Below are 23,978 nucleotides of genomic sequence, written 5' to 3'. Positions count from 1 at the left end.
GTCGATGCCTGCCGAGCGACCGGAAGCCTCGATCGAGCCGATGATGCTGTATATGGGACGCCTTGCGCGCGAAGCGGCGCGGGCGCTCGCGCTTGCATCGGCCGAGGCCAAGAACCGCGCGCTAGAGGCGATGGCGACCAAGATCGAGCAAAACGCGGAGAAGGTTCTCGATGCCAACGTCCAGGACCTCGATGCGGCGCGGGCCAAAGGCCGCGATCAGGCCTTCCTCGACCGGTTGATGCTCGATCCGTCGCGCATCGCCGCAATGGCCAAGGGCATCCGCGAAGTGGCGGCGCTTGCCGATCCCGTTGGGCAGGTGATGGCGTCGTGGACGCGCCCGAACGGGCTTGAGATTTCCCGCGTGCGGGTGCCGCTCGGGGTGATCGGCATCATCTACGAGTCGCGGCCCAACGTCACGGCGGACGCCGCGGCGCTCTGCCTCAAGTCGGGCAACGCCGTGATTCTGCGCAGCGGCTCGGAGAGCTTCCTCACCTCGCTCGTTATCGCCAATCTTTTGACCGAAGGCGTGGCGGAGGCGGGATTGCCGCGCGAAGCGATCCAGCTCGTGCCGACGGTCGACCGCTCGGCGGTCGGCTTCATGCTGCAAGGGTTGGGTGGGGCGATCGACGTGATCGTGCCGCGCGGAGGCCGGGACCTCGTGGCGCGCGTGCAGAACGAGGCGCGCGTGCCGGTGTTCGCGCATCTCGAAGGCGTGTGCCATGTCTACGTGCATGCGCCGGCCGATCTCGACATGGCGAAGAGGATCGTGCTCAACGCCAAGATGCGGCGCACCGGCGTGTGCGGCGCGGCTGAGACGCTGCTCGTCGACCGCAGGGCTGCGCCGACGCATCTTGCGCCTCTCGTCGAGATGTTGATCGAGGCCGGGTGCGAGGTAAGGGGCGACCCGGACGCGCAGCGGGCCGACAGCCGGGTAAAGCCCGCGACCGAAGAGGATTGGCCCAAGGAATTCCTCGACGCGATCATCGCGGTCAAGGTGGTCGACGGCCTCGACGAGGCGATCGATCACATCGCCCGCTACGGCTCGCAGCACACCGAGGCCATCGTCACGAGCGACAAGCAAGCGGCTGAAACGTTCCTCGCCCGCGTCGATAGCGCGATCGTGCTGCACAACGCCTCGACCCAATTCGCCGACGGCGGCGAGTTCGGCATGGGTACCGAGATCGGCATCGCCACGGGGAGATTTCACGCGCGCGGGCCGGTGGGCGTCGAGCAGCTCACGACGTTCAAATATGTTGTGCACGGGAACGGACAGATCAGGCCCTGAGATCCGAGGCCGGGGCGAGGATCGAGTCCTCCTATTGCTGGCATCTCTCTTCACCGATATGAGGGGCAGTGACCCACCGATTGCGGGAGCTGAACGTGCCCAAGCAGAAGCCGAAGCAGAAAAGAAGCGCCAGGAAGGCAAGACCGACAAAGACCAAACCCACAAAAACCAAGACGGCGAAGGCACTGAAGCCATCAAAGAGAAAGTCCAAGGCGACGAATCGGATCGCAGCGAAGGCTTCAACGGCGAGAAAACCAGCGAAGGTCGCGAAGTCCGCCAAGACGAAGAAACCGGCCAAGCTTTCCAAGTCTGCGAAGCCGGCCAAGGTCGCAAAGCAAGCCAAGACACTAAAGGCCAAGGCGGCGCCTCCGAGCGCCAAGCGCAAAATCAAGGGCAGGAAAGCGGAGAAGAGGGCTGCTATCGGTCGAGGCCGCGCGGCTCCCAAGCTCGCGCTACGCGAATCGATCGAGGGCCGGCCGTCGAAAACCCTCACGGAAGCGGAGAAGGCCGCGCGATTGCCGGTCGCTTCGCCGCGCATGCAGATCGGCCTCCTCGGCGGCTCGTTTAATCCGGCGCACGCAGCCCACGTCGAGATCAGCCTGACGGCGCTCAAACGGCTCGGCCTCGATCAAGTTTGGTGGATCGTGGCGCCAAGCAATCCCCTGAAGCATCCGGCGAAATTACCGAGCCTCTCGGAGCGAGTGGCGTCGGCGAGGCGGGTTACTGACCACCCACGGATCGCCGTGACTGGATTCCCAGGCGAGAGGGGCTCGCCCTACACCGTCGATCTCATCGCCGAGCTCAAGCGGCGCTATCCCGGAGTCAAGTTCGTCTGGCTGATGGGGGCCGACAATCTCGCAGCTTTCAACCGCTGGCGCTCCTGGCAGAAAATCTTCGAGACTGTGCCCGTCGCCGTGCTCGACCGGCCCGGCTCGCGCATGAAGGCGCATGCGAGCCAAGCGGCAACAAGGTTCCACGGGGACTATGTCGACGAATCAGACGCGCCTGGACTTGCACGCATGAAGCCGCCCGCCTGGACCATCATCACGCATAGGTTGTCCCCGCTCTCCTCCACAGCGCTCCGGGGGGAGGCGAAGACGAGGAAGACGGGGGACAAGACGATTAAGAAAAACGAGTAAAAAATACTAGCTGTTGAAACGGTGCTGCCGGCCATACTATCTTTATGTCGTGAAGCGGCAACCGAGTGTCACCGTTCTGCGTTCCGCAGAGCGTAGATTCGCGGCACCGCTTCGGCGAGGAGCAATGGCAGAAGGACACTCACCAAAACATGCGCTCAGCTAGAGAGGCTGCCTTACGCGGCACGCCTGCTCACGGGTTTGCGTCATACCGCGCAGATCCGAAACGCCTGCTCGATACCGTGCTCGACACGCTCGACGCCGCCAAGGCAGAAGACGTCGTCTGCATCGATCTGACAGGCAAGACCTCGATCGGCGACCACATGGTGCTCGCTTCGGGGAGATCGCAACGGCATGTCGGAGCCGTCGCCGACCAACTCATCAAGAAGCTCAAAGAGGAAGGTTATGGCCGCGCCCGGGTCGAGGGCCAGCCCCAGTGCGATTGGGTGCTGATCGACACAGGCGACGTCATCGTCCATATCTTCCGTCCCGAGGTTCGTGAGTTCTACAATCTCGAGAAGATGTGGTCGGCCGACCGTCCCATGGAGCGGCTGGTGATCTGACCGGTTCCGGCGAGCGGTTCGCCGCTCCGCACTCGAGGCCGATGGGCCATGCGGCTCCTGATTGCTGCCGTCGGCCGATTGAAGCAGGGGCCCGAGCGCGACCTCTTCGCGCACTATGTCGGCCGCGCGCTGGCGGCGGGGCGGAAAGTCGCCCTTTCGCCGCTCGAGGTCGTCGAAATCGCCGAGGCGAAGGGCGCCAGTCCTCAGGCGCGTATGGAAGCCGAGGCCGAGATGCTTCTCGCCAAGCGCCCATCCTCATACAAGCTGATTTGCCTCGATCGCGGCGGCACCGAGATGGGGAGCGAAGCCTTCGCGCGAGACCTCGCCAAACTTCGCGACAGCGGTGCGCCGGGTCTTGCCTTTTTCGTGGGCGGGGCTGACGGCCTCGGGCTAAGGGCGCTCGACGAAGCCGATCTCGTCATTTCGTTCGGCAAGTTGACGTTGCCGCACGGGCTCGCGCGCATCGTTCTCGCTGAGCAGATCTATCGCGCCATCACCATCCTTTCCGGTCACCCGTATCACCGCGCCTAGGCTTCCGCGGCGAAGGCGCAAGGTTAAGTATTCGTAAGAGTTTTGCCTTGATTCTGCCGTATCGCTCCGTTGTCGTTGCGACCGGCTGAAACGGCCAAGGCGCATGGCGCAATCCGATCGATTGACTCCCGCAAGACCGAGATTCCGATCTGCTCTGCTCTTAGCCGGGCTCGTCTGCATGTTGCCGTGGCTTGCCGTCGCGCAGGAGGACATTTCCCGGGAGGAGGCGAAGAAGCGCCTCGACGAAACCGAGCAGCAGCTTCAGTCGAGCCGCGCCAAGGAGCAGGGGCTCGCCCAAGACATCGCGACGCTTGGGGAAGAACGGGCGAGGCTCAACAGCGAGCTGATCGAGGCGGGCAACAGAGTGCAGGCGAGCGAGGCGACGCTGTCGGACACGGAAGCCAAGCTCGCGCAGCTGACCGATCAGGTCAACGTGATCAAGAGCTCGATCACCGAGCGGAAGGAAACGATCTATAAGATGCTTCTGGCGATGCAGAGGATGGGCCGAACCCCGCCGCCCGCGCTCGTGACGCGGAGGGACGACGCGCTCGCCGTGGTCAGAAGCGCGATGCTGCTCGCCGATGTCTTTCCCGAGCTCAAATACGAGGCCGACAATCTGTCGCATGAGCTCGAAGGGCTGGTCAGTCTCGAGGCCAAAATTCGCGAGCAGCGCGATGCCGAGAAGGAGGAGCGGGATAGGCTCGCCGCCGAGCGGCAGCGGCTCGACGGGCTCCTCGCCGAGAAGAAGGCGAAGCTCGCCCAAGGCGAAGCCGAGCTTGCCCAGGTCAAGCAGCTGGCGACCGAGCAGGCTCAGACCGTGACCGACCTCAACGAATTGATCGAGCGGTTCGACGCACAGATCGCCAAGGTCGAGGTGGCCCAATACGATGCCGAAGTGGCCGCCGAGCGGGCTTTTCGCGAGCGCGAACAGAACCAGATTTTGGCCACCCCGGCCAATGAGAGCGTGGTCGAGATCAAGCCGAGCACGACCAGGGTCGCCTTCGCGAGCCCCGACCGGCTCAAGCCGGCCATGCCGTTCGAGGCCGCCAAGGGCACCTTGAGGCTGCCGGCCAAGGGCCGAGAAATCCGGCGCTTTGGAGACAGCGAAAGCGCCGGCGGGACGGCCAAGGGCATCTCGCTCCAGACCCGTCCGGAGGCGCGCATTACCGCGCCGTCAGACGGGTGGGTGGTTTACGCCGGAGAATTCCGCTCCTACGGCCAACTCTTGATCCTAAATGCTGGCGGAGGCTATCATGTTTTGCTTGCGGGGATGAGCCGCATAGACGTAAGCCTCGGCCAGTTTGTCCTAGCCGGCGAGCCCATCGCAGTGATGGGAAGTTCGGGGGCTCCGAGCCAGAGCGGCGATGACAGTTCACGCCCCGTCCTCTATGTCGAATTCAGAAAGGACGGTAGGCCAATAGACCCTGACCCATGGTGGGCCGAGGCTTCCGAAAAGGTGCAAGGATGATGCGGAAATCCGAATACGCGCTGTGGGCGCTCCTGGTGTTGGCCGTGCTCGCTGCCGGATCGACGATGGTGAGCTTGGCGAAGAGCCAGTCCGCATCGGCGGCCAACTCGGAGATCTACCGCCAGCTCGATCTGTTCGGCGAGGTGCTCGAGCGCGTGCGTTCCGATTATGTCGAGAAGCCCGACGATTCGAAGCTGATCGAGGCCGCGATCAACGGCATGCTGAGTGCGCTCGACCCGCACTCGGCCTATCTCAATCCGAAACATTTCCGCGACATGCAGGTACAGACGCGCGGCGAGTTTGGCGGGCTCGGCATCGAGGTGACGATGGAGAACGGCGTGGTCAAGGTCGTTGCCCCGATTGAGGATACGCCGGCGGCCAAGGCCGGCATCCAGAGCGGCGATCTCATCACCGCGCTCGACAAGGAGCAGATCCAGGGTCTTACGCTTCAGGAAGCGGTCGAGAAGATGCGCGGGCCGGTCAACTCGCCGATCACGCTCACCATAGTGCGCAAGGGCGTCGACGATCCTTTTGACGTCAAGGTCACGCGCGACATCATCCACATCAATCCGGTCAAGTACAACGCCGAAGGCGACGATGTCGGCTACATCCGCGTCACCACCTTCAACGAGCAGACCACGGCCAACCTGCAGAAGGCCATCGACGATCTGAAGAAGCAGCTCGGACCGAAACTCAAGGGCTACGTCATCGATCTCCGCAACAACCCGGGCGGCCTGCTTGACCAGGCGATTTCGGTGTCCGATGCCTTCCTCGATCAAGGGGCGATCGTGCTCACGCGCGGGCGCAATCTCGAGGAGACGCAGCGTTCGAATGCACGGCCCGGCGACCTGACCGATGGCAAGGAAGTCATCGTGCTGATCAACGGCGGCTCGGCCTCGGCCTCGGAGATCGTGGCGGGCGCACTCCAGGATCATCACCGGGCGATCATCCTCGGCACGCGGTCCTTCGGTAAAGGCTCGGTGCAGACGATCATTCCGTTGGGGTCGAACGGCGCCCTCCGCCTGACCACGGCGCGCTACTACACGCCGTCCGGCCGCTCGATCCAGGCCAAGGGCATCGATCCCGACGTGACCGTCGAAGAGGAGTTGCCCGACGATCTCAAGAAGAAGGCAGACGAGTTGAGCACGCGCGGCGAAGCCAATCTGCGCGGTCACCTCAAGATCGAAGGCGTAAACGACGACGACGAGGCCTCGCAGGAGGAGGCCGGAAGCTCGTCCTACGTCGCGCCCGAGAAGGAGAAGGACACTCAGCTCAATTATGCGCTCGATCTCTTGCGCGGCATCAAGTCGGTCGATACCGAGACCAAGAAGAAGGCCGAGGCCAATTAGGCCAAGTTGTCGCTTGGCGACCGTTCCAGTGCTGACGGGAGGTAGCGAAGCCCCACCAAGAGGGCCGGCGTGCGGGGAGGTAAGGTCGAGATGAAAGCGCTGGTCGTCGCCGCGGGAATCGTGTTCTGGACGCTGGTGCTCGGCGTCGCGTGGCTTGCCTTGTTCCCGGGAGGCGATACCGGCGAGCCGGTCGCCATTCTGCAGATCGAGCCGGGACCCGGCGCCGGCGAAGGGGCGCCGTCATCGGAAGGCGCGGCAGAGGCTCCCGAATCGGGGGCCGGTGCCTTGCCGAGTGAGGCACCCTCCAACACCGCGGCCCCCGAAGCCCCGGCAGCGGCCGAGTCCGGCGACAACGTGGCCATGCCGCCCGGATTTGCCGTGGCGCCCGGCGCAGCGCCGCAGGCGCCGGTAATGCAGCCGCCGGCTCCCGGCCAAGTCATGCCGCAAGGCGAGGTGGGTACGCCGGGAACGCCCGAGACGCCCAACACCGGCGCGTCGGATGGGCGGCAGGGCGCGGCAGACACCGGCGAGCGGACTGCCTCGACCGCGTCGGCCGAGTCTGCCGACACGCAGCAGGTTGCCGCCGTCGCTCCACCGCCACCGCCGCTTGAAACACCCACAGTCGAACCCGGCGCGGGTCCGCTTCCAGCGGTTCCCGTGGATGAGCTCGTCGAAGAATCGCAATACGGACCGCTGCCGAAGATCGCATCGGATGGGCGGCGGCCGATCGACGTCTATGCGCGGCCCTCGAAATACGCCGCCAAGAACCCAGGCGATCCCGCGCGCGTGGCAATTCTCGTAAGCGGGCTCGGCCTTCCTGACAGCCCTCCCGGTGACGTGCTGAAGGGCTTGCCGCCATCGGTCAGCGTGGCTTACGGCGCCTATGGCCGTTCGTTGCAGGATTGGGTGAACCGGGCACGCGCCGACGGGCATGAGGTTCTGCTGCAGATTCCGCTCGAGCCAGATGACTATCCCAAGATCGATCCCGGACCGCACACGCTTCTGACCACGCTTCCGCCCGAGGAGAACTTGAAGCGGCTGCAATGGCTGATGTCGCGCTATACCGGCTATGTCGGTATCACCAATCAGATGGGCTCCAAGTTCGAGGCAACGCAGGAGGCAATGACGCCGGTGCTCGAGGAGGTCAAGGCGCGCGGTCTGCTCTATATCGACGACGGCAGTGTGCACGGTTCGACCGCCGGCCAGATCGCGAGCACGATCGGCCTCGACTATTCGGTGGCGACCGTCGAGATCGACGCCAACGCGTCGGCGGCGGACATGGCCAAGCAGCTCGCCAAGCTCGAAGAGGTGGCCAAGGAGAAGGGTGCGGCGATCGGCGTAGTCAAGGCCAAGCCTGCCATCGCCAAGCAGCTCGCGGAATGGGCCGCCAAGCTCCAGAGCAAGGGCCTCGTGCTGGTGCCGGTTAGCGCAGCGGTTCGCTCACAAAGCCAAAGCTGATCTTCCGTGACGGATAAAGACGGGCTGCCATACCGCCCTTGCGTCGGCATCATGCTGCTCAACCGCGAGGGCCGCGCCTTCGTGGGACGGCGCGCCGAGGGCGCCGACGCGCCGGAGGGCGAGGGTCAATGGTGGCAGATGCCGCAAGGGGGCCTCGACGAAGGCGAGGACCCTGAGGCCGCCGCGCGGCGCGAGCTGTTCGAGGAGACCGGGGTGCGCAGCGTCAGCATTCTTGCGCGCAGCAAGGAATGGCTCCTCTACGACCTGCCCGAAGAGCTGATCGGCGTTGCCTGGGAGGGGCGCTATCGCGGCCAGAAGCAGCTCTGGTTCGCTGCACGCTTCGAGGGGCCGGAGAGCGAGATCAACCTTTCGCCGGCTGAGGGCCACGAGCAGGAGTTCGATGCTTGGCGATGGGTGCGGGTCGAGGACCTGCCCTCCCTCATCGTTCCCTTCAAACGCGCGGTTTATGAGCGTGTGGTGGAGGAGTTCCGGCCGCTGATCAAACCGTGACGCGATCAGCCACGCGCCCGGACATGGGGCTGCTTGGCCTGAGGGGCGGGGCGGAGCCGCCGCATGAAGCGGCGATAGAGCAGCACGCTCGCCGGCAAGAGCACGAGGTCGCCGATCAAGGCCGCCGTCAGCGTCAACGCCGAAAGCTTGCCGAACAGGCGAAGCGACGGCAGGTCTGACAGGACCGTGACGCCCAGGCCGAAGGCGAGAATCAGCGAGGTCAAGACGAGCGCGGGCCCGATCAGGATGGTGGCGCGCTCGACTCCGATAGCGGGGTCCTCGCCGGGGCGGTCCTCGAGCCGCAGACGGTTGAGATAGTGAACCGCGGCGTTGAGCGAGAGGCCGAAGGCCACGATCAGCGCGACGATGCTGGCGAATTGCAGGCCTTCGCCGGAGGCGGCGAGCACCACGCCCGCGGTGAAAACCGGGAACAGGGTCGGCAGCACGGTGACGAATGCCACCATCACCGAGCGGAAGGCAAGCCCCAAGAAGATGCAGATAAACACGATCTCGGTAGTCAGCCCGGCATTCAGCTTGCCGATCATGGTTGCGCTGTTGCGCGCGGCGATCGCCGAAAGCCCGGTCACGACGATGCGATAGTCGGGATGGGCGTCGCGCACGACGTTGAGCTTGCCGTCGAGCTTCTCGATCACGGGCAGCAAGTTGCTGACGTCGATATCGGGGATGCGGCCGGTGACGACGACCGAATTGTCGGCCTCGTCGATGAAGCGCTTGGTCAGATAGTCGGGCAGGATCGAGACGTATTCCTTGAGCCGCTCGGGCGTGTCTTCTTGCGTCTTGGCGAGCCAGCGGCGCAGCGTCTCGATCGACCACACGTTGCCGACGCCCGATTGCGTCTCGACGATCGCATGAACGTCGCCGATCACCTTGAGCACGTCCGGATCGTAAAGCGTCTTGCCCTTGGGATAATCGATCATGACGTGCAGCGGATTGGCGCCGGTGAGCTTGGCGTCGAGCTGCTCGCTCGCGGCGACCGCCTGCTCGCGGTCGGGGACCTGATCGGCGAGGCGATAGCGCGGCGGGAGCTCCATGTAGATCACGCCGAAGCCCACCACGACGAGAAGCCCGAGCGCGACGACCGTGCGCGGGTAGCGCACGCTCCATTCGGCCACCCAGCCGCAGAAGCGTTTCAGCGCATTCATCGCTTTGTCGTGCTTCTTGAGATTTGCGGCATAGGCTTTCGCGTTGCGTGGGATCAGCGTGCGCGTGAGCAGCGGCACGAGCGTGATGCCGACGACGAAGGCGATCGCGGTCGAGAGCGCGCCGGCGATGCCGAAGGTGCGGATCAGCGCCGAATCCGAGAACAGCAGGGCAATGAACGATGCCGCCGCGGTGGCCGTGGCAAGCACGCAAGCCGGGCCTACGACGAGCACCGCGTAGCGCGCAGATTTGATGCGGCGGTCGCCGTCGACCAGCCGGTTGCGCATGGCAACGGTGAGCTGCATCGAGTCGGAAAAGCCGAGCACCATGATCAGCGGGATCATGACGTTCAAGAACAGGTTGAGCTTGAAGCCGAGCCAGCCGAACAGCCCGAGGGACCAGACGATGGCGATGACGGGAGGCAGCGCCGCGATCACCATGAGCGAGACGCGGCGGAAGAAGGCGTAGGCGATGATCGCGCCGAACACGAAGCCGAGCACATTGTACTTGAAGCGGTCGCGCTCGACCGCGTTCCTGATCTCGAGCTGCATGACGGGCGCGCCCGAGAGCTGCATCTTAAGCCCGGTATCCTTGAGCTCCTCCGCGGCCGTGTCGTGGATCTGCTGGACCACCGACCCCAATCCCTTCTCCTCGACCACCTTCCGGTCGAGGGCGAGCAAGACGAGGGTCAGCGTGCCGTCATCGGAAAGGAGCTTGCCCTTGATGATCTCGTTGTTGCGGACCTTGTCGATGAGCGCCTTGTAGGCGTCGCCCCTGGGCAGCTCGGCGGGGAACACCGGGCCGGGAATCTTGCCCGGCTCAGGCGCCTCGCGGGCGGAAAAGAGCGACACCTCGCCCGCCATGCCGTCGACGAACTGGAGGTTGATGATAAGGTTGCGGAGCGCATCGATCGATTTGCGCTCGAGCAGATTGTCGCCGCTGACCACGATCAAGACGTCGTATTCACTCGAGGGAAAGCGTTCGGAGATGGTCTCGTAGTCGCGGAATTCCGGCGTGTCGGTGCGGAACAGCTCCGACAGTGAATCGTCCACCTTGAGCCGCGAGTAGCCGAAGCCGGCGGCGATGGTGACGGCGATGACGAGCACGGCGGCGATCAGGGGATAGCGGAGCGCGGTCAGGCCAAGCCGCTCGATGCCGAAGCTCAGCGAACGCACCCGTTTCGGTTCGGTCCTTTGTTGCATCGCCCTCTGCCCGCCCCCTCCCCCGAGGACGAAGCGAACCCCCAAAAGGGGCCCTTATCGTTGGGCTTCCTTATAGCGCGACTCGTGCCGCGGCCCTAACGGGATGTGGCAGAGTGCTGCATCCGTTACTCTAAGGAGAGGCGTTCCGCGGGGCTTCTAGAGGTTGAGGGCGGCCTGGACTTGGCGGAGGTGGTCGAGCTTGGTCTGGGCGCGGTCGCGCGCGGCATCCTCGGTCGCATCGGCCACGTCCTCCTCGGCATCCTTGACCGCCTGGGCCAGCTGAGCGGCATCGAGCTCGAGCAGATTGACTGCCGTCTCCGCGAGAACGGTGAGGCCCGCGGGCGAGATTTCGGCAAACCCGCCGCGCACGAAATAGCGTTGATGCTCCCCGCCGCCGGGGAAGCCGATGTCGAGCAGCCCGGGCCTGAGCGTCGTCAGCACCGGCGCATGATGGGCAAGCACGGTCATCTCGCCCTCGGAGCCCGGGACGACGACCTGCTCGACCTCGGCCGAGACGAGAAGCCGCTCGGGCGACACCAGCTCGAATTTGAATGCGTCAGGCATCACGCGGCCTCGGCGGCAAGCTTCTCGGCTTTGGCAACAGCTTCCTCGATGGTGCCCACCATGTAGAAGCTGGCCTCAGGCAGATGGTCGTACTCGCCGTCGCACAGGCCCTTGAAGCCCTTGATCGTGTCGGCCAATTCGACGAACACGCCGGGCGAGCCAGTGAACACCTCGGCCACGTGGAAGGGCTGGGAGAGGAAGCGCTCGATCTTGCGCGCGCGCGCGACCGTCACCTTGTCCTCTTCCGACAGCTCGTCCATGCCGAGAATGGCGATGATGTCCTGGAGCGCCTTGTAGCGTTGGAGGATCTGCTGCACGCGGCGGGCCACCTGGTAATGCTCCTCGCCGACGACGAGCGGCGAGAGCATGCGCGAGGTGGAATCGAGCGGGTCCACGGCGGGGTAGATGCCCTTCTCGGCGATTGAGCGCGACAGCACGGTGGTGGCGTCGAGATGGGCGAAGGAGGTGGCGGGCGCCGGGTCGGTCAAATCGTCGGCCGGCACGTAGATCGCCTGCACCGAAGTGATCGAGCCCTTCTGCGTGGTGGTGATCCGCTCTTGCAGCGCGCCCATGTCGGTAGCAAGCGTCGGCTGGTAGCCGACGGCAGAGGGAATGCGGCCGAGAAGCGCCGAAACCTCGGAGCCCGCCTGGGTGAAGCGGAAGATGTTGTCGACGAAGAACAGCACATCCTGGCCCTGGTCGCGGAAATATTCGGCGACGGTGAGGCCCGATAGGCCGACGCGGGCGCGGGCCCCCGGCGGTTCGTTCATCTGGCCGTACACGAGCGCGCATTTCGAGCCCTGCACCGAACCCTTGCGCGGGTCCTTGTTCACGCCGGACTCGATCATCTCGTGATAGAGGTCGTTGCCCTCGCGGGTGCGCTCGCCGACGCCGGCGAACACCGAATAGCCGCCATGCGCCTTGGCGACGTTGTTGATCAGCTCCATGATCAGCACGGTTTTGCCCACGCCCGCGCCGCCGAACAGGCCGATCTTGCCGCCCTTGGCGTAAGGCGCGAGCAGATCGACAACCTTGATGCCGGTGACGAGAATTTCCGCCTCGGTCGACTGATCGACATAGGAGGGAGCGGGCGCGTGGATCGGCCGCTTCTCGGCGGTCTTGATCGGACCCGCCTCGTCGACCGCCTCGCCCACCACGTTCATGATGCGGCCGAGCGTCTCGTCGCCGACGGGAACGGCAATCGGCTTGCCGGTGTCCACCACCTCCTGGCCGCGCACCAGGCCCTCGGTCGAGTCCATGGCCACGGTGCGCACGGTGTTCTCACCGAGATGCTGAGCGACTTCGAGCACAAGCCGGTTGCCCTGGTTGTCGGTCTCGAGCGCGTTAAGGATCTCGGGCAGGTTCTCGTCGAACTGCACGTCGACGACGGCCCCCATCACCTGGCGAACATGGCCCCTGGGACCTTCATAGGCCGCGACCTTCTCCTGCTGCTTCCTGGTCTCGGCGATCACGGGCGACTTCTTTGCCATTTTTCGTTCCTCGGTGTCTCTTTCAAGTGACTAGACCGCCTCGGCGCCGGAGATGATCTCGATCAGCTCCTTGGTAATCATGGCTTGGCGGGTGCGGTTATAACGAAGCGTCAGCCGGCCGATCATGTCGCCGGCGTTGCGGGTGGCGTTGTCCATCGCCGTCATCTGCGCGCCGTAGAACGAGGCGACGTTCTCGAGTAGCGCCTTGAACACCTGCACGGCGATGTGGAGCGGAAGGAGATCGCGCAGGATCTCGGCTTCGTCTGGCTCGTATTCGTACACCGCGCCGCCGAGCGCCGCTTCGGCGGCGGGCGCCTCCTCGGAGATCGATGCCGGGATGATCTGCTGCGCCGTCGGCACCTGGCTGATCACCGAGCGGAACCGGGAATAGAACAGCGTGGCGACGTCGAAGGCGCCCTCGGCGAACAACGCGAGCACCTTCGCGGCGACTTTCTCGGCATGCTCGAACGTAATCTGGCGCACGCCGCGGAACTCGATCGTGTCGATGATGAGCGGGGCGAAGCTGCGTTTCAGCTGATCGAAGCCCTTTCGGCCGACGCACAGGATCTTGACCTGTTTGCCCTCGGCGAGCAGCCGGTTCACATGATCGCGCGCGAGCCGAACGATGGCCGAGTTGAAGGCGCCCGCAAGCCCGCGCTCTCCTGTGCAGACCACAAGGAGATGGACTTGGTCCTTGCCGGTGCCAACCATCAAAGGCGAGCCGCCTTCGCGCCCCTTCAGGGCCATGGCGAGATTGGCGAGCACCGACTCCATGCGCGAGGCATAGGGCCGGGCGGCCTCGGCCGCGCTCTGCGCGCGCCTAAGCTTCGCCGCGGCCACCATCTGCATGGCCTTGGTGATCTTCTGCGTCGCCTTGACCGAGGCGATGCGGTTGCGCAGGTCCTTTAGCGACGGCATGGCTCTTGTACTACGCGAAGGCCTTGGCGAATTTGTCGACCGCGGCCTTGAGCTTGTCTCCGGTCTCCTTGGAGATTTCCTTCTGGTCGCGGATCGCGGTCAGAATATCGGCGTGCTCTGCGCGCATATTGCGGAGTAGCTCGGCCTCGAAGCGCTGCACGGACGAGACAGGAAGCGGATCGAGATAACCGTTCACGCCGGCATAGATGACGACCACCTGCTCCTCGACCTTGAGCGGCGAGAATTGCGGCTGCTTCAGAAGCTCGGTGAGCCGCGCGCCGCGGTTCAGGAGACGCTGGGTGGTGGCGTCGAGGTCGGAGCCGAACTGAGCGAAGGCCGCCATCTCGCGATATTGGGCAAGCTCGCCCTTGATCTTGCCCGCGACCTGTTTCATCGCCTTGACCTGCGCGGCGGAGCCCACGCGCGACACGGAGAGGCCGACGTTCACCGCCGGGCGAATGCCCTGATAGAACAGGTCGGTCTCGAGGAAGATCTGTCCGTCGGTGATGGAGATAACGTTGGTGGGGATATAGGCCGACACGTCGTTCGCCTGTGTCTCGATCACGGGAAGGGCGGTGAGCGAGCCAGAGCCGTTGTCCTTGTTGAGTTTCGCCGCGCGCTCGAGGAGCCGCGAATGGAGATAGAACACGTCGCCCGGATAGGCCTCGCGTCCCGGCGGGCGGCGAAGCAGGAGCGACATCTGGCGATAGGCAACCGCCTGCTTGGAAAGATCGTCGTAGGTGACGAGCGCGTGCATGCCGTTGTCGCGGAAGAACTCGCCCATGGCGCAGCCGGCGAACGGCGCGAGATATTGCATCGGCGCTGGGTCGGAGGCAGTGGCGGCGACCACGATCGAATAGGGCAGCGCGCCGTTGTCCTCGAGCACCTTCACGAACTGGGCGACGGTCGAGCGCTTCTGGCCAACGGCGACATAGATGCAGTAGAGGCTCTTCTTGTCGTCGCCGAGCGCGTTGACCGACTTCTGATTGAGAATGGTGTCGAGGATGATGGCGGTCTTGCCGGTCTGGCGGTCGCCGATGATGAGCTCGCGCTGGCCGCGGCCGATGGGGATGAGGGCATCAATGGCCTTGAGGCCCGTCTGCATCGGCTCGTGCACCGACTGGCGGGGAATGATGCCCGGGGCCTTGACGTCGACGCGCCGCTTCTCGGTCGCCTCGATCGGCCCCTTGCCGTCGATCGGATTGCCGAGGGCGTCGACCACGCGGCCGAGCAGCGCCCTGCCCACCGGCACCTCGACGATGGCGCCGGTGCGCTTCACCGTATCGCCTTCCTTGATGTGGCGGTCTTCGCCAAAGATCACGACGCCCACATTGTCGACCTCGAGGTTGAGCCCCATGCCGCGCGTGCCGTCGGCGAACTCGACCATCTCGCCGGCCTGCACCTTGTCGAGGCCATAAACGCGGGCGATGCCGTCGCCGACCGAAAGCACTTGGCCGATCTCGGCGACCTCGGCTTCCTGCCCGAAATTCTTGATCTGCTCCTTGAGGATCGCGGAGATTTCTGCGGCCCTGATATCCATCAGCCAACCTCTTTCATGGCAACTTTGAGCGAATTGAGCCTGGTGCGCAGCGAGGTGTCGACCATGCGGCTGCCCACCTTGACGACAAGCCCGCCGATGAGCGCGGGATCGACCTTTTCGTCGAGCATGACCTCTTTGTGAAGCGCGGCCTTAAGCGCCTGTTTCAGCGCGGTAATCTGGGTCTCTGTCAGTTTGGCGGCGGACGTAATGGTGGCTGTCGTCTCGCCGTGCTCGCGGGCGAGCATGGTGCGGAAGGCGCGGATCATGTCGGGGGTGGCGAACAAGCGCCGGTTCTTGGCGGCGAGCAGCAGGAAGTTGCGCGTCAGCCCCTCGATCTTGATCTTCTCGAGGATGGCCTCGAGCGCACGGCCCTGCTCCTCGGCGGAGAAAACAGGGCTCCGCACCAGCCGGCGCAGGTCCTCGAAGGCATCGAGCGTCTCGCTGAAGCGGGCAAGATCGGCGGCCACCTGGTCGAGCGCCTTCTCCTCCTTGGCAAGCTCGAACAAGGCGGTGGCATAACGCCCCGCGACCCCAGAACTCGTATCGACTTCGCTACTTGCCACCTGAACGCCTTTCCTCCCGAACGGGCGCTATTTTGAGCAGCCGTCCCCGGAGCCGAGAAATTCTGGGAGTGGTGCTCCCACGTCAACAGGTTGAAGCCCCTGCCAAACGGTCCCCTGGAAGCCCGGGCAGGCTGTAACATAGAGGGTGAGGGGGTGCAACCTCGACAAGGGCGAAGTTCGCTCAAGAATTGGGCTTTGCGGCGCGCTTTTGGCCGATGTAAGCCAGCAGCGCCGGGGGCTTTGTGAAAGGAGCCGGAGGGGAGATGGCGACCAAGAAGACCGAGCAGGCTCCGGCCGGGAAGCTTCCGCCGCTCTGGGACCGGCTGCAGAGCCAGATCGACTGGTACGACGCCAAGGCCAAGGCGAACCAGCGCTACTACAAGGCCTCCAAGATCGCGATTGTGCTGTGCGCCGTGGTCATCCCGATCGTCGCCGAGTTCTCGGCCATGTCGGTGATCATCGCGGCCGGGCTGATCCTCCTGCTCGAGAGCATGCAACAGCTCAACAAATGGCAGGAAAACTGGATTCTCTACCGCTCGACCTGCGAGGGCTTGCGCAACGAGCAGCATCTCTACAACGAGAGGGCGGGCCCCTACGCCAAGCTTCCGGCCGATGAGGCGCACCGCGTCCTGGCCGAGCGGGTCGGCGCGCTCGCCTCAGCCGAGCACTCGAAATGGGTGTCGGTCGCACGCGAGAAGGTCCACGACCACGCGGGCGAATAGCCCCCGCCTTATCCCCGGTCAAAAACGCCGGCGATTGCCCGGCAATCATCCGGCAATTGCCACGCATTGCCGCGCAATCGCCACTCGACGAGCGGCCGGCACGTCCCGCGTTTCGCCGGGGCATCGGCTAGACCTCCGGACGGCCGCCGCTACTTAAGATATATCTTGCGATATCCTCGCTCACGTATTATCGTTCGATATATCTTACTATGAGAGGAGATCATCACATGCATGGAATGAGACATCACGGCGAGGGCTGCCGCGAGCGGTGGGCGGCGCGGCGGTTCGGCCGCTTCGGCGGCGGCAGGGGCCCCGGTTGGGGTCCGGGGCCGGAGGGCGGCGGCAGCGACTGGTTCCGCGTCGGCCGCATGCTGGCGCAGGGCGACCTCAAGCTGCTCGCGCTCGCGCTCATCGCCGAGCGCCCGCGCCACGGGTATGAGCTGATCAAGCTGGTCGAGGAGAAGACGGGCGGCTGGTACAGCCCCTCGCCCGGCGTGGTGTACCCCACGCTCACCTTCCTCGAGGAGGCGGGCTACGTCACCGCCGAAGCCGAAGGCGCCAAGAAGCGCTACACCATCACCGACGAGGGCCGCACGCATCTCGACGACAATCGCGACATCGCCGACATGGTGATCGCGCGGCTCGAGGCGATCGGCCGGAAGCTCGCGCGACGGCGCCGTGCCTTCGAGGAGCGAGAGCGCGAAGAGGAGACCGCGCTGCCGAAGCTCGTCATGGCCGCGCTTGAGAACGTGCGCGACGTCGCCGCGAAGCGGCTCGCGACGGAAGAGGATGCGGACGCGCGCATCGTCGAGATCCTGATCCGCGCCGCGGGCGACATCCGCGGCAGTTAGGCGGAACGACGGTCAACCCAAATTCCATCATGCGCGGCTCTCGTGCCGGGGCATCCACGATTTCCCAGACTCGCCCAGGAGAAATCGTGGATGGCCGGGCCAAGCCCGGCCATGACGGCCGCGAGGCGACGTGACGGGCTCAGAAAGAGTCCGGAGCGATGCTCCGGCTCTCAGGCACAGAATGTCGTCACCACCGCCATCTGCAGTGTCTGTGACCGTGACGCCACCAGCAGTGATGGTGACGGTGGTCGCCATCGCGCCGAGGCACAAAGCGAGCGCGGCGGCGGCAGTGATCAAGAGCCGCGGCATGGGATTCCTCCTTGTTGTCGGTGATTCGTCCGTCTAGGCCGGCGGACCCCCGTGCCACGGCGACGAGTAGGCGCAGGTCCTCGGAGCACCTGATGGCGAGGGTTGGAACGAACGCGCCGAGCGCACCGCGTCCCGCCTTTATGGCGCGGTCCTCGTCCGTTTATGAGATTCTTATGGCGCGATCGGCGGCGAGGCGCGTTGTTATGCAGGAGTCGTAACTTCGGCGAGCGCCGCATGTCTTGGTGGAACGAAATGCCGGGATGGTGGTGTTGCGCGATCGGACTGGTGATCGGCGCGACGCTCGGCATGCTGGTGGCGAGCGTCGCCATGTAGCCTCTTGCGAGGCGTTCATGAGCCCAATGCAGGATCATTTCCTTCGCCGCGAGAGTCTCGCACTCCTAAGCGTCGCGCTCGTCCTTCTCGCGGGCGCCGCCGCTCTCGCCGTCGCGCTCGCGCTCGCGGGATACACGCTCGCCGACGTCGCGGCGTGGTTCGTCAAGGTCGCGGGGTAGGCGGGCACGCTCGGCTTGCAGCAAACTAAGTCTCATCGCTGTCGCGACGACATGGGTGGAGGTTGCGGAACAAGCGTGACCCGGAACTCCGTCATGCCCGGCCCTCGTGCCGGGCATCCACGATTTAGCGACTCGCCGATGGGAAATCGTGGATGACCGGGCCAAGCCCGGCCAATGACGGGGTTCAATCTGAATGCCTATAGGAAACTGTACGGATCGACATCGACCGTGAGGCGGATGTCGCCCTTGGCCTTGGGGACGGCTGACAGCCAAAGCCGCAAATAGGCTTGCAGGTCGGCTTCGCGCGCGGCCTTGACCAGGAGGCGGAAGCGGTGGCGGCCGCGGATCACCGATAGCGGCGCCTCGGCCGGCCCCAGCACTTCGATCTTCGCCGCCGCCGGCGCGTTGCGGGCGACCTCACGGGCGTAGCCTTCGGCCGCCTCGCGCGAACTCGCCGAGACAAGGAGCGCGGCAAGCCTTCCGAAGGGCGGCATGCGCGCCTCGCGCCTCGCTTCGATCTCGCGGGCGAGGAAGGTGTCGCGGTCGCCAGAAACGAGCGCCGCGATCACCGGGTGCTCAGGCATATAGGTCTGGATCAGGCCGCGGCCTTTGATCGCCTCGCGGCCCGCGCGCCCCGTGACCTGGCTCAAGAGCTGGAAGGTGCGCTCGGCCGCGCGCGGATCGGCCTGGGCGAGACCGAGATCGCCGTCCACCACGCCGACGAGGGCAAGCCCAGGAAAGTGGTGGCTCTTGGCCACGAGCTGGGTGCCGATGACGATGTCGACCTCGCGCTCCTCGATCTCGCGCAAGGTGTGGCGAAGCTCGGCGATGTTGGGGGTGAGATCGCTCGACAGGAGCACGCGGCGCGCCTCCGGGAAACGCTCGGCCACCTCCTCGGCGATGCGCTCGACGCCTGGGCCGCACGGAACGAGCGCGTTCTCCGCCTCGCAATGCGGGCACTTGTCGGGGATCGGAATGAACGTGCCGCAGTGGTGACATTCGAGGCGGCGGCGGAACCTGTGCTCGACGAGCCAAGCCGAGCAGTTCGGACATTCGAACTTGAAGCCGCATTTCCGGCACAGCGTGACCGGCGCATAGCCGCGGCGATTGAGGAAGAGGAGCGCCTGCTCGCCGCGCGCCAAGGTTTCGGCGATGGCCTCGACGAGCACTGGCGAGAGCCATTTGCCCCGCTCGGGCGGGTTTGCGCGCATGTCGATTGCCGTGAGGGCCGGCAGTCCATCGGCCTTGTAGCGGGTGGCCAGCTGGACATGCCGGTAGCGGCCTTGGCTTGCATTGACGAGACTCTCGATCGAGGGCGTGGCCGAGCTGAGCACCACCGGGCAGCCGCCGAGTCGCCCGCGCACCACCGCCATGTCGCGCGCCTGATAGGCAACGCGTTCCTCCTGCTTGTAGCCCGCGTCGTGCTCCTCATCGACGACGATGAGGCCGAGATCGGGGAAGGGAAGGAACAGCGCCGAGCGCGCGCCGACCACGAGCTTCGCCTTGTTCTCGATGACCGCGCGCCAGACGCGGCCGCGCTGCGGGGCGGGAACGCCCGAATGCCACTCGGCGGGCCTCGCGCCGAAGCGCTCCTCGCAGCGGGCGATGAACTGAGCGGTCAGCGCGATCTCGGGCATCAGCACGAGCGCCTGCTTGCCCTTAGCGAGCGCCTGGGCGATCGCCTCGAAATAGACCTCGGTCTTGCCGGAGCCGGTGACGCCGTCGAGCAGAGTGACGGCGAAGCCGCCGCTCGTATTGGCGAGGACCTCGCCCGCGGCGTCCTTCTGCTCGGGCGTGAGCGTCGCGCGCTCGCGGGCAAGGTCGAGAGGAAGCGCATGCCAATCGGGCAGAGGCTCGGCGATCAGCGTGCCCGCGTCGATCAGGCCGTCGATCACGCCAGAGCTTACGCCGGCGGCCTCGGCGAGGCTCGCCTTCACCCAGATCATGCCATTCGACGCCGCCTCGATCACCCGCGCGCGGGCAGGGGTGACGCGTTGTGGGGGGGAGCCGACGAGGCGGACGCCGTAGCGGGGCGCGGGCGGATCGAAGGCGCGGGAGGCGCTCATCATCATGCGCAGCACCATGCCGGGCGAGGACAGAGTGTAATTGGCGACCCAATCGGCGAAGGCGAGATTGACGCGCGGAAGTCTAGGCACGTCGTCGATCACCTCGACGATCTCGCGGAGTTTCTTGCGCTCGATGTCGCGCGGGGCCTCGCCTTCTCCCAGCGTCCACACCACGGCGAGATATTCGACGGGCCCGAGCGGCGCGACGACGAACTGGCCGGGCTCGAGGCGCCTCCCGTCGGGCGGGAGGTAGTCGTAAGCGCCGGGCAGCGCGAGCGGCAGCATGACGGGAACCGTCGCAGGCGCCGCGGCGCGGGGCTTCGATTTGGTCTCGGCTCGGGTCAGAGGCACGTCCTTGCTTAGGGGCGGGTTAACGACTCAGATACCCATAGTAGGCGCTTCGCGCCGCTTCAGGCGCTTTCGAGGGGCCGGGTTTGGAGAAGAAGGCTTCGCCGCCAGGTTATATGGGGTCGCCTTATGTGCGCGAGGCGGTCGAGGCTTGGCTCGCCTATATCCGCACCGAGCGCCAGCTCGCGGCCAAGACGGCCGAGGCCTACGAGCGCGACATCCGCCAGTTCCTCGCCTTCCTCGCCACGCATTTCAACCGCCTGCCCGACATGAAGCAGTTGCTTGCGCTGCAGGCGCGCGACGTGCGCGGCTTTCTCGCAGCGCGACGGAACGAGGGGGTGGGGAGCAGGAGCCTCTCGCGCACGCTGTCGGCGCTTCGCATGTTCTACAAGTTCCTCGAGCGGCGCGGCTACGGCAAGAACGACGCCATCCGCGCGGTTGCCCTGCCGAAGCTCCCGCATTCGGTGCCGAAGCCGCTCACGGCCGAGAAGGCGACGGCCCTGGTGGACGGCGCCGACATCGCCGCGCCCGATCAGCCGGAGTGGATCGTCGCGCGCGACACGGCGGTGCTTGCGCTCCTCTACGGCTCGGGGCTCCGCATCTCCGAGGCCCTATCGCTCAAGCGCAAGGATGCACCGCTCAAGGGCCGCGACATGCTGAGGGTCACTGGCAAGGGCAGCAAGACGCGGGTCGTGCCGGTGCTGCCGATCGCGCGCGAGGCGGTGGAAGCTTATCTTGCGCTCTGCCCGATGCGGCTCGGCTCCGACGACCCGCTGTTCGTTGGTGCGCACGGCAAGCAGCTCTCGCCGCGCATTATCCAGCTCAAGATCGCGCGCACGCGTGCGGCGCTCGGCCTGCCCGAGACGGCGACGCCGCATGCGCTCAGGCACTCCTTCGCCACGCACCTTCTAGGCGCTGGCGCCGACTTGCGCGCGATCCAGGAGCTGCTCGGCCACGCGAGCCTCTCGACCACGCAGGGCTATACCGAGGTCGACCGCGCCCATCTGCTCAAGACCTACGGACGCGCCCACCCGCGCGCCTGAGGCATTTGCGGCGCTTGGCTTCCTAGCCCTGCTTGATATCGCTCAAGGCGCGCCAAAAGGCTTTCCCGCATTGTTAGCTATTCTTTGACACTCCGAGCGTTTTTGCCGTCGCCGACTGTGGTACTGACCGGTCAGTCACTATATGGTGGGGTGAAGCGAAGGGCCGGCAGGAGGCCGGCTTGAGGCAGCGGGCGAGGCAGGGCGATGGCCGAGACGAAACGGGCGGCAGGCAAGCGGAACGGAGAGGCGGCGCCTCGGAAGCGCGAGCGCAAGGATACGCGGCCGCAGGAGATCGTGGCCGCCGCCTTCGAGGAATTCGTGAGCCACGGCTACGCCGCCACCAGGCTCGAGGACGTGGCCGCGCGCGCCCGCGTGTCGAAGGGGCTCCCCTATCTCTACTTCAAGACCAAGGAGGAGCTGTTCAAGGCGGTCGTGCGCTCGGTCATCTCACCCATCTTCGATGCCATGCGCGAGCGCATGCTCACGACGGAGATGTCGTGCGAAGCCTTCCTCAAGGGGCCGTTCCTCGCCTTCATGCAGGAGCTGGTGGCTTCCCGCCGCGTGCTGATCGCGCGCCTCCTGATCGCCGAAGGCCCCAAGCACCCCGAGCTCACCAAGTTCTATTACGAGCAGGTCATCGCCAAGGGGCGCGAGACGATCCAGGCGTTCATCGACCGCGGCATCGCGCGCGGCGAATTCAAGCCGACGCCGCTCCGCGACTTCCCCCAACTCGTCATCGCCCCGGCGCTGATGGCCGTGATCTGGCGCACGCTGTTCGAGCGGCACCATCATCTCGACACCGACGCGTTGCTTGCGACCCATATCGATCTCCTCCTCGATGCGATCAGGGCGCCAGGGGCCGCGGCGCAAACCGATGGCGGGGGCGCGCCATGACGCAGAGAGGCTGGCTTCTTGTCGCAGGCCTCGGCGCGGTCGCCATCGCGCTCGCGCTGTTCACCCTTCCCGCCAACAAGGAGCAGGAGTTCGCGGGCTACATGGAGGCCGACCTCGTGCTGGTGGGCTCCGAGCAGGGCGGGCGCGTCGAGACGCTTTCGGTCGAGGAAGGCGACCGCGTCAGCCGCGGCGATCCCGTCTTCACGCTGGAAAGCTCTGAGCAGGAGGCCGCCGTCGAGGCGGCCAAGGCCAGGGTGACCCAGGCCGACGCGCAGCTCGCCGACGCCAAGGCCGAAGTGCAGAGACCCGAAGAGATCAGGGTGCTCGAAGCGGCGCTCGACGAGGCCAAGGCCATGCTCGTGGTCTCGACCAACAATCTCGAACGCGCCAAGGCGCTCTACGACAAGGGCTGGACCACCAAGGCCGCGCTCGACGACGCTATCGCCCAGCACGACCGCAACGAGGCGGCGGTGGCCGAGGCCGAAAAACGCATCGCGGCGGCGCGGCTCACCGGACGCTCGGATCTGATCGCCGCCGCGGCCGCCAACGCCGACGCCGCGCGGCACGCGCTCGCCGAGGCCGAGAAGAACCTCGCCAAGCGCAAGGTGTTCGCGCCCGCGGAGGGCACGGTCGAGGAGGTCTATTTCCGGCCCGGAGAGGTGGTGAACGCGGGCCAGGCGGTGATCGCGCTCCTGCCGCCGCGCAATCTCAAGGTGCGCTTCTTCGTGCCGGAGCCGGTGCGCGCCAAGCTCCAGACCGGTCAGACGGTCGAGGTCACCTGCGACGGCTGCCCGCCGGGGCTTAAGGCCAAGATCAGCTTCATCGCCCGCGACGCCGAGTTCACCCCGCCCGTGATCTTCTCGCGCGAGCAGCGCGAGAAACTCGTGTTTCTCGTCGAGGCGCGGCCCGAAGGCGAGGCCGGCTCGCTCACCGCCGGCCAGCCGGTGACGGTCGCGCTCGCGCCCGGCCAGCAGATGGTGCGGCGATGAACGGCAAGGACATCGCCATCGACGTCTCGGGCCTTACCAAGAGCTTCGACGGCAAGGTGGTGGTGCACAATCTCAGCCTCAAAGTGCCGAAGGGGGAGATCTACGGCTTCCTCGGGCCGAACGGCAGCGGCAAGACCACGACGCTGCGCATGCTGTGCGGGCTGCTCACGCCGGATTCCGGCTCGGGCACCTGCCTCGGCTACGACATTCTCACGCAAGCGGCGGAGATCAAGCGCAATGTCTGTTACATGACGCAGCGCTTCAGCCTCTACGCCGACCTCTCGATCCGCGAGAACCTCGAATTCGTGGCGCGCGTCTACGGCGTGCCCAACCCGCGCCGCGCCGCGGCCGAAGCGATCGGCAGGCTCGGGCTCACCACCCGCGCCGATCAGCTCGCGGGCGAACTGTCCGGCGGCTGGAAGCAGAGGCTGGCGCTCGGCGCCTGCATTCTGCCGAAGCCCAGGCTCCTTCTGCTCGACGAGCCCACCGCCGGCGTGGATCCCAAG

At 65.7% G+C, this 23,978-nt stretch carries 23 protein-coding genes; 15 read left to right on the top strand and 8 right to left on the bottom strand.

Annotation, left to right across the window (positions count from 1 at the left end; translation table 11 throughout):
- Positions 1-4: 4 nt before the first annotated feature.
- Complete coding sequence (locus VFB18_RS02870) at positions 5-1,285, top strand: glutamate-5-semialdehyde dehydrogenase (protein ID WP_324970871.1); 1,281 nt, start codon at positions 5-7, stop codon at positions 1,283-1,285.
- A 31-nt stretch (positions 1,286-1,316) separates the two neighbouring features.
- Here the strand turns inward: VFB18_RS02870 and VFB18_RS02865 are convergent, their stop codons facing one another.
- Positions 1,317-1,823 (bottom strand): hypothetical protein, encoded by a 507-nt coding sequence (locus tag VFB18_RS02865; protein ID WP_324970870.1) that lies wholly within the window; start codon positions 1,821-1,823, stop codon positions 1,317-1,319.
- Here VFB18_RS02865 and VFB18_RS02860 point away from each other — a divergent pair.
- The 7 genes from VFB18_RS02860 (at position 1,822) to VFB18_RS02830 (ending at position 8,300) form a co-directional block, all read left to right on the top strand.
- Positions 1,822-2,424, top strand: a complete 603-nt coding sequence (locus VFB18_RS02860) for a nicotinate-nucleotide adenylyltransferase (RefSeq protein ID WP_324970869.1) — start codon at positions 1,822-1,824, stop codon at positions 2,422-2,424. The genes VFB18_RS02865 and VFB18_RS02860 overlap by 2 nt on opposite strands.
- Before the next feature lie 149 nt (positions 2,425-2,573).
- Positions 2,574-2,984 (top strand): ribosome silencing factor, encoded by a 411-nt coding sequence (gene rsfS / locus VFB18_RS02855; protein WP_324970867.1) that lies wholly within the window; start codon positions 2,574-2,576, stop codon positions 2,982-2,984.
- Positions 2,985-3,032: 48 nt separating this feature from the next.
- A complete protein-coding gene (gene rlmH, locus VFB18_RS02850; RefSeq protein ID WP_324970866.1) occupies positions 3,033-3,515 on the top strand; it encodes a 23S rRNA (pseudouridine(1915)-N(3))-methyltransferase RlmH in 483 nt (160 codons plus the stop codon).
- Positions 3,516-3,693: 178 nt separating this feature from the next.
- The gene (locus VFB18_RS02845; RefSeq protein WP_324970865.1) at positions 3,694-4,983 is read left to right on the top strand and encodes a murein hydrolase activator EnvC family protein; all 1,290 of its coding nucleotides are present in this window, start codon (positions 3,694-3,696) and stop codon (positions 4,981-4,983) included.
- Positions 4,983-6,332, top strand: coding sequence for a S41 family peptidase (locus tag VFB18_RS02840; protein ID WP_324970863.1), 1,350 nt, complete (start codon positions 4,983-4,985; stop codon positions 6,330-6,332). Before VFB18_RS02845 ends, VFB18_RS02840 begins: the two co-directional genes overlap by 1 nt.
- 69 nt (positions 6,333-6,401) lie before the next feature.
- A complete protein-coding gene (locus VFB18_RS02835; RefSeq protein WP_324970861.1) occupies positions 6,402-7,790 on the top strand; it encodes a divergent polysaccharide deacetylase family protein in 1,389 nt (462 codons plus the stop codon).
- 6 nt (positions 7,791-7,796) lie between these two features.
- Positions 7,797-8,300 (top strand): RNA pyrophosphohydrolase, encoded by a 504-nt coding sequence (locus tag VFB18_RS02830; RefSeq protein WP_324970859.1) that lies wholly within the window; start codon positions 7,797-7,799, stop codon positions 8,298-8,300.
- A 5-nt stretch (positions 8,301-8,305) separates the two neighbouring features.
- On the opposite strand, the gene VFB18_RS02825 is transcribed toward VFB18_RS02830, so the two are convergent.
- The 6 genes from VFB18_RS02825 to VFB18_RS02800 form a co-directional block, all read right to left on the bottom strand.
- Entirely contained in the window at positions 8,306-10,663 is a 2,358-nt protein-coding gene (locus VFB18_RS02825; RefSeq protein ID WP_324970857.1) for an efflux RND transporter permease subunit, read from the bottom strand.
- A gap of 156 nt (positions 10,664-10,819) precedes the next feature.
- Positions 10,820-11,227: a F0F1 ATP synthase subunit epsilon gene (locus VFB18_RS02820; RefSeq protein WP_324970855.1), complete on the bottom strand. Its 408-nt coding sequence runs from the start codon at positions 11,225-11,227 to the stop codon at positions 10,820-10,822.
- Positions 11,227-12,717 carry a F0F1 ATP synthase subunit beta gene (gene atpD / locus VFB18_RS02815; protein ID WP_324970853.1) on the bottom strand — a complete coding sequence of 497 codons (1,491 nt, stop codon included), beginning with the start codon at positions 12,715-12,717 and terminating at the stop codon, positions 11,227-11,229. Before atpD ends, VFB18_RS02820 begins: the two co-directional genes overlap by 1 nt.
- 30 nt (positions 12,718-12,747) lie before the next feature.
- Positions 12,748-13,635, bottom strand: coding sequence for a F0F1 ATP synthase subunit gamma (locus VFB18_RS02810; RefSeq protein WP_324970851.1), 888 nt, complete (start codon positions 13,633-13,635; stop codon positions 12,748-12,750).
- Positions 13,636-13,645: 10 nt separating this feature from the next.
- Positions 13,646-15,175, bottom strand: a complete 1,530-nt coding sequence (gene atpA, locus VFB18_RS02805; protein WP_324970849.1) for a F0F1 ATP synthase subunit alpha — start codon at positions 15,173-15,175, stop codon at positions 13,646-13,648.
- Entirely contained in the window at positions 15,175-15,738 is a 564-nt protein-coding gene (locus VFB18_RS02800) for a F0F1 ATP synthase subunit delta (protein ID WP_324970847.1), read from the bottom strand. The genes atpA and VFB18_RS02800 overlap by 1 nt, the downstream gene beginning before the upstream one ends.
- A gap of 263 nt (positions 15,739-16,001) precedes the next feature.
- Here VFB18_RS02800 and VFB18_RS02795 point away from each other — a divergent pair, with 263 nt between their 5' ends.
- The 3 genes from VFB18_RS02795 to VFB18_RS02785 all read left to right on the top strand — a co-directional run bounded on the left by VFB18_RS02795 (position 16,002) and on the right by VFB18_RS02785 (position 18,132).
- Positions 16,002-16,460 (top strand): DUF4231 domain-containing protein, encoded by a 459-nt coding sequence (locus VFB18_RS02795; RefSeq protein WP_324970846.1) that lies wholly within the window; start codon positions 16,002-16,004, stop codon positions 16,458-16,460.
- Between the two features lie 227 nt (positions 16,461-16,687).
- Positions 16,688-17,311, top strand: coding sequence for a PadR family transcriptional regulator (locus VFB18_RS02790; RefSeq protein WP_324970845.1), 624 nt, complete (start codon positions 16,688-16,690; stop codon positions 17,309-17,311).
- 659 nt (positions 17,312-17,970) lie between these two features.
- Positions 17,971-18,132: a hypothetical protein gene (locus VFB18_RS02785; RefSeq protein ID WP_324970844.1), complete on the top strand. Its 162-nt coding sequence runs from the start codon at positions 17,971-17,973 to the stop codon at positions 18,130-18,132.
- A gap of 197 nt (positions 18,133-18,329) precedes the next feature.
- Here the strand turns inward: VFB18_RS02785 and VFB18_RS02780 are convergent, their stop codons facing one another.
- Positions 18,330-20,549, bottom strand: coding sequence for a primosomal protein N' (locus VFB18_RS02780; RefSeq protein WP_324970842.1), 2,220 nt, complete (start codon positions 20,547-20,549; stop codon positions 18,330-18,332).
- An 83-nt stretch (positions 20,550-20,632) separates the two neighbouring features.
- On the opposite strand from VFB18_RS02780, the gene VFB18_RS02775 reads away from it, so the two are divergent.
- From VFB18_RS02775 to VFB18_RS02760, 4 genes are all read left to right on the top strand, one after another.
- A complete protein-coding gene (locus VFB18_RS02775; RefSeq protein WP_324970840.1) occupies positions 20,633-21,589 on the top strand; it encodes a tyrosine recombinase XerC in 957 nt (318 codons plus the stop codon).
- 204 nt (positions 21,590-21,793) lie between these two features.
- Positions 21,794-22,483, top strand: coding sequence for a TetR/AcrR family transcriptional regulator (locus VFB18_RS02770; protein ID WP_324970839.1), 690 nt, complete (start codon positions 21,794-21,796; stop codon positions 22,481-22,483).
- Positions 22,480-23,472, top strand: a complete 993-nt coding sequence (locus VFB18_RS02765) for an HlyD family secretion protein (RefSeq protein ID WP_324970837.1) — start codon at positions 22,480-22,482, stop codon at positions 23,470-23,472. The genes VFB18_RS02770 and VFB18_RS02765 overlap by 4 nt, the downstream gene beginning before the upstream one ends.
- On the top strand, positions 23,469-23,978 hold a 510-nt coding region (locus tag VFB18_RS02760), incomplete at its 3' end, for an ABC transporter ATP-binding protein (protein WP_324970835.1). The genes VFB18_RS02765 and VFB18_RS02760, both read left to right, overlap by 4 nt.

Source organism: Methyloceanibacter sp. (genome assembly GCF_035650995.1).
Classification (GTDB): Bacteria; Pseudomonadota; Alphaproteobacteria; order Rhizobiales; family Methyloligellaceae; genus Methyloceanibacter.
The sequence above is the reverse complement of the archived record's forward strand: the minus strand, read 5'-3'. Positions and strand labels throughout refer to the sequence as shown.

Bases quoted from the DNA above. Each gene is read 5' to 3' on its own strand.
- VFB18_RS02840 (WP_324970863.1), top strand. From the start codon at position 4,983: ATGCGGAAATCCGAATACGCGCTGTGGGCGCTCCTGGTGTTGGCCGTG.
- VFB18_RS02870 (WP_324970871.1), top strand. From the start codon at position 5: ATGCCTGCCGAGCGACCGGAAGCCTCGATCGAGCCGATGATGCTGTAT.
- VFB18_RS02810 (WP_324970851.1), bottom strand. From the start codon at position 13,635: ATGCCGTCGCTAAAGGACCTGCGCAACCGCATCGCCTCGGTCAAGGCG.
- rsfS (WP_324970867.1), top strand. From the start codon at position 2,574: ATGCGCTCAGCTAGAGAGGCTGCCTTACGCGGCACGCCTGCTCACGGG.
- VFB18_RS02785 (WP_324970844.1), top strand. From the start codon at position 17,971: ATGAGCCCAATGCAGGATCATTTCCTTCGCCGCGAGAGTCTCGCACTC.
- atpD (WP_324970853.1), bottom strand. From the start codon at position 12,717: ATGGCAAAGAAGTCGCCCGTGATCGCCGAGACCAGGAAGCAGCAGGAG.
- VFB18_RS02765 (WP_324970837.1), top strand. From the start codon at position 22,480: ATGACGCAGAGAGGCTGGCTTCTTGTCGCAGGCCTCGGCGCGGTCGCC.
- VFB18_RS02825 (WP_324970857.1), bottom strand. From the start codon at position 10,663: ATGCAACAAAGGACCGAACCGAAACGGGTGCGTTCGCTGAGCTTCGGC.
- VFB18_RS02770 (WP_324970839.1), top strand. From the start codon at position 21,794: ATGGCCGAGACGAAACGGGCGGCAGGCAAGCGGAACGGAGAGGCGGCG.
- VFB18_RS02865 (WP_324970870.1), bottom strand. From the start codon at position 1,823: ATGCGCGGCGAAGCGACCGGCAATCGCGCGGCCTTCTCCGCTTCCGTG.
- VFB18_RS02790 (WP_324970845.1), top strand. From the start codon at position 16,688: ATGCATGGAATGAGACATCACGGCGAGGGCTGCCGCGAGCGGTGGGCG.
- VFB18_RS02845 (WP_324970865.1), top strand. From the start codon at position 3,694: ATGTTGCCGTGGCTTGCCGTCGCGCAGGAGGACATTTCCCGGGAGGAG.
- VFB18_RS02795 (WP_324970846.1), top strand. From the start codon at position 16,002: ATGGCGACCAAGAAGACCGAGCAGGCTCCGGCCGGGAAGCTTCCGCCG.
- VFB18_RS02820 (WP_324970855.1), bottom strand. From the start codon at position 11,227: ATGCCTGACGCATTCAAATTCGAGCTGGTGTCGCCCGAGCGGCTTCTC.
- atpA (WP_324970849.1), bottom strand. From the start codon at position 15,175: ATGGATATCAGGGCCGCAGAAATCTCCGCGATCCTCAAGGAGCAGATC.
- rlmH (WP_324970866.1), top strand. From the start codon at position 3,033: ATGCGGCTCCTGATTGCTGCCGTCGGCCGATTGAAGCAGGGGCCCGAG.
- VFB18_RS02860 (WP_324970869.1), top strand. From the start codon at position 1,822: ATGCAGATCGGCCTCCTCGGCGGCTCGTTTAATCCGGCGCACGCAGCC.